Raw genomic sequence first — 4254 nt, forward strand, 5'->3', positions numbered from 1 at the left:
CGTGAGCACAGCGCGGCCCATCGACAGGCGCCCCACAGGAGACGGCCAGTGACCACGAACCCCACCCTCACCGACCTCGCCCAGAAGGCGACCGCGGCCCGCTCCCGCCCGGGCTACGGCCACGACGCCCTGATCACCTGCGACCGGCTCGTGCGCATCTTCACCACCGACGGCGTGGAGGCCCAGGCGCTCCAGGGCCTCGACCTGCTAGTCCGGGAGGGCGAACTCCTCGCCCTCGTGGGCGCGTCCGGCAGCGGCAAGTCCACCCTGATGAACATCCTCGCCGGGCTGGACACCCCCACCGCCGGTGCCGCGAGGGTGGCGGGCCACGACCTGCTGACCATGACCGCGAAGGACCGCCTGGCCTACCGCCGGTCGACGGTCGGTTTCGTGTGGCAGCAGACCTCCCGCAACCTCCTGCCCTACCTCACCGCCGCCCAGAACATCACCCTGCCCATCCAGCTCTCCGGCTCCCGGAAACCCCGCCACGCCCACACCGAACGCGCCCTGGAACTCCTGGAGTTGCTGGAGGTGGCCGACTGCCGCGACCGCCGCCCGCACCAGATGTCCGGCGGCCAGCAGCAACGCGTGGCGATAGCGGTGGCGTTGGCGAACAACCCCGCGGTCCTCCTCGCCGACGAACCCACCGGCGAACTCGACTCCCACACCGCGGAACAGATCTTCGCCGCGTTCCGCACCGCCAACGAACAGCTCGGCACGACCATCGTCATCGTCACCCACGACCCGGCGGTGGCGGGAGAGGTGCGCCGGGCGGTGGCGATCAGGGACGGCCGTACGTCCACGGAGGTCCTGCGCCGCAGCGAGGTGGACGCGACGACGGGCCACGAGACCCTGGTGGCCAGGGAGTACGCGATGCTCGACCGCGCGGGCCGGCTCCAACTGCCGAAGGAGTACACCGACGCGCTGGGCATGCGGGACAGGGTCGCACTGGAACTGGAGCTGGACCACATCGGTGTGTGGCCGGACGACAGCGACCGGGACTGACGGCCGGTCAGCGCACGCTGACGCCCAGGGCCCCGAGTCCCCCCTGCCGTACGGCGATCGAGCCGTACGGGGTGCGCAGCCGCAGCCAGGCCCCCGACGCGAAGAGCGCGGCCGCGCCGCCGGGCCGCAGGAAGCCGAGCGACTGGGCCGCGTGCACGGCCCGCACCGGCAGCCGGGTCTCCCCCACGGTCCGGGACCAGATCTCCCGCCCGATCCGGTCGAGTTCGGCCCGGGTACGCGCCTCGGGACCCAACTCCTCGGTACGGGCGCGGAATTCGGCGACCCCGGCGTGGATGAGCGCCCGCAGCTCCACCGGCTCGGGCAGCCCGGTCACCGTCTGCCAGCCACCGCGCGGCGGCAGCACTCCGGCCCACGGCGGCCCGGTCACCGCCCCCGGCACGACAGCCGTACCGGCGCTCTCGTCGACGGACTCCAGGAGCTCCCCGGCGGACACGGTCACGTCGAGCGTGACGTCGAGCCCGTTCTCGTACGGCTTGGCGAGGCGGACCGCCCGGATCGCCAGCACCTCGAAGGACGGCGGGCGCCCGAAGACGGCGAGCGCGGTGCCGGTGCCCTGGAGCCGTACGGCGGCCGAGCGGTCGTAGTGGAGCAGCCGGGAGAGGAAGGCGGCGAGGTCGGCCGCCTCCGACTCGTCGGCGAGATGGAGCACCGTCATGCGGCGACGGCCTCGTCCTCGTCGTCGTCCCGGTACCCCTCCAGGAACTCCCGCTCCTCGGCGGTGATCCGGCGCGGCCGCTGTGCCTCGAAATCGAACGGCACGACCACCGTCGAGGCCCGTACGTAGACCAGGTCGTCGTCCTTCACCTCGTAGGTGATGGTGAAGGACGCCGCCCTGATCTGCGAGACCCACAGCTCGATGTCGACCGGGTGGTGCCGGTGGACGAGCTGCCGCTTGTAGTCGATCTCGTGGCGCGCCACCACGGACCCCTGCTTGAAGTCCTTCTCCGGGCGGAACAGGAAGTCGATACGGGCTTCCTCCAGGTAGCGGAGGAAGACCACGTTGTTGACGTGGCCGTACGCGTCCATGTCCGCCCAGCGCAGCGGGCAGCGGTAGAGGTGCCGCAAGATCGATCAGCCCCGGGTCAGCTTCTTGTAGGTGGCACGGTGCGGACGGGCCGCGTCCGGGCCGAGCCGCTCGATCTTGTTCTTCTCGTAGGACTCGAAGTTGCCCTCGAACCAGAACCACTTGGACTCGCCCTCGTAGGCGAGGATGTGGGTGGCGACCCGGTCCAGGAACCAGCGGTCGTGGGAGACGACCACGGCCGCGCCCGGGAACTCCAGCAGCGCGTTCTCCAGGGAGCCGAGGGTCTCGACGTCGAGGTCGTTGGTCGGCTCGTCGAGGAGCAGGAGGTTGCCGCCCTGCTTGAGGGTGAGCGCGAGGTTCAGGCGGTTGCGCTCACCGCCGGAGAGGACGCCGGCCGGCTTCTGCTGGTCGGGTCCCTTGAAGCCGAAGGCCGAGACATAGGCCCGGCTCGGCATCTCGACCTGGCCGACGTTGATGTAGTCGAGCTCGTCGGAGACGACCGCCCACAGCGTCTTCTTCGGGTCGATGTTGGCGCGGCTCTGGTCGACGTAGGAGATCTTGACGGTCTCGCCGACCTTGATGGTGCCGGAGTCCGGCTCCTCCAGGCCCTGGATCATCTTGAACAGGGTGGTCTTGCCGGCGCCGTTGGGGCCGATGACCCCCACGATGCCGTTGCGCGGCAGCGAGAAGCTCAGGTCGTCGATCAGGACCTTGTCGCCGAAGCCCTTGCTGAGGTTGTTGACCTCGACGACGACGCTGCCGAGCCGCGGACCCGGCGGGATCTGGATCTCCTCGAAGTCCAGCTTCCGCATCTTGTCGGCCTCGGCGGCCATCTCCTCGTAGCGGGCGAGGCGGGCCTTGGACTTGGCCTGACGCCCCTTGGCGTTGGACCGCACCCACTCCAGCTCTTCCTTGAGCCGCTTGGCGCGCTTGGCGTCCTTCGCGCCCTCGACCTTGAGACGGGTCTGCTTGGTCTCCAGGTACTTGGAGTAGTTGCCCTCGTAGCCGTGCAGGCGGCCGCGGTCGACCTCGCAGATCCAGCCGGCCACGTTGTCCAGGAAGTACCGGTCGTGGGTGACGGCCACGATGGTGCCCTCGTACTTGGCGAGGTGCTGCTCCAGCCAGTTCACCGACTCGGCGTCGAGGTGGTTGGTGGGCTCGTCGAGAAGCAGCAGGTCAGGAGCTTCCAGCAGCAGCTTGCACAGGGCCACGCGGCGCCGCTCACCACCGGAGAGGGTGGTGACGGGCCAGTCCCCGGGCGGGCACCCGAGCGCGTCCATGGCCTGCTCCAGCTGCGCGTCGAGGTCCCACGCGTTGGCGTGGTCGAGCTCCTCCTGCAGCTTGCCCATCTCGTCGAGCAGCGCGTCGGAGTAGTCCGTGGCCATCAGCTCGGCGATCTCGTTGAACCGGTCGAGCTTGCCCTTGACCTCGGAGACGCCCTCCTGGACGTTCTCCAGGACGGTCTTCTCCTCGTTCAGCGGCGGCTCCTGCAGCAGGATCCCCACGGTGTAACCCGGCGACAGGAAGGCGTCGCCGTTCGACGGCTGCTCCAGCCCCGCCATGATCTTCAGAATGGTCGACTTACCGGCACCGTTCGGGCCGACCACACCGATCTTCGCGCCAGGCAGGAAGTTCAGCGAGACGTCGTCAAGGATGACCTTGTCGCCGATTGCCTTGCGCGTCTTGCGCATGGTGTAGATGTACTCAGCCAAGAGAAACCGTCCGGCAGCTTGAAATCTGGCAGTGGGCAGATACACCCCATCTTGCCTGAGGTCCAGCGTTGGGTGGTAACCCGTATGGTCGGGGGCCCTCTGAACCGGCGTTCAGCGCGAGCCCTGCACCTCAACCGTCGCTGCCGGTCACCGCCGGTCCCTGGGGCTTCGCCGTCGTCGGCGGTCGAGCAAGGGTGCTGCACGGCGCGTGCACGTGCTTCCAGCCCGCACACCCCGGCGAGCACCTTCACGTAGGCGGCTCGCACGAACGGTGGTCCCTCGCGGTCTGGCGCTCGGACACGGCCCGCGGACCGGTGCTCGTACGGTCCGATCCGCTGTCCCGGTCCACCCGGACCCCGGAAACCCGTACTCCCCGCGCTGCCCGCACCCGCCCGGCGGCCCCTTGCCGTGCGACGTGCACCTGTGGGTGGACGCCGGCGGCCGACGTTGCTGGCCCAGGCCGACGTCCTGGTGAGCCGCGTGACCCTGTCC

Annotated in this window: 4 protein-coding genes; 1 reads left to right on the top strand and 3 read right to left on the bottom strand. The window is 69.7% G+C overall.

Translation table 11 applies throughout. From position 1 onward, the window contains the following. Window positions 1-48 precede the first annotated feature (48 nt). Window positions 49-1005: an ABC transporter ATP-binding protein gene (locus EHS43_RS38705; RefSeq protein WP_125195263.1), complete on the top strand. Its 957-nt coding sequence runs from the start codon at window positions 49-51 to the stop codon at window positions 1003-1005. Between the two features lie 7 nt (window positions 1006-1012). Here the strand turns inward: EHS43_RS38705 and EHS43_RS38710 are convergent, their stop codons facing one another. Genes EHS43_RS38710 through ettA form a run of 3 tightly spaced genes read right to left on the bottom strand, consistent with a single transcriptional unit; the run spans window position 1013 to window position 3762 of the window. Next, window positions 1013-1681, bottom strand: a complete 669-nt coding sequence (locus EHS43_RS38710) for a hypothetical protein (protein WP_125195264.1) — start codon at window positions 1679-1681, stop codon at window positions 1013-1015. Further along, window positions 1678-2091: a thioesterase family protein gene (locus EHS43_RS38715; protein ID WP_125195265.1), complete on the bottom strand. Its 414-nt coding sequence runs from the start codon at window positions 2089-2091 to the stop codon at window positions 1678-1680. The genes EHS43_RS38710 and EHS43_RS38715 overlap by 4 nt, the downstream gene beginning before the upstream one ends. A 6-nt stretch (window positions 2092-2097) precedes the next feature. Further along, window positions 2098-3762: an energy-dependent translational throttle protein EttA gene (gene ettA / locus EHS43_RS38720; RefSeq protein WP_125195266.1), complete on the bottom strand. Its 1665-nt coding sequence runs from the start codon at window positions 3760-3762 to the stop codon at window positions 2098-2100. Window positions 3763-4254 lie beyond the last annotated feature (492 nt).

The organism is Streptomyces sp. RP5T, from assembly GCF_003933965.1.
In the GTDB taxonomy this organism is placed as follows: domain Bacteria; phylum Actinomycetota; class Actinomycetes; order Streptomycetales; family Streptomycetaceae; genus Streptomyces.

Bases quoted from the DNA above. Each gene is read 5' to 3' on its own strand.
- EHS43_RS38710 (WP_125195264.1), bottom strand. From the start codon at position 1,681: ATGACGGTGCTCCATCTCGCCGACGAGTCGGAGGCGGCCGACCTCGCC.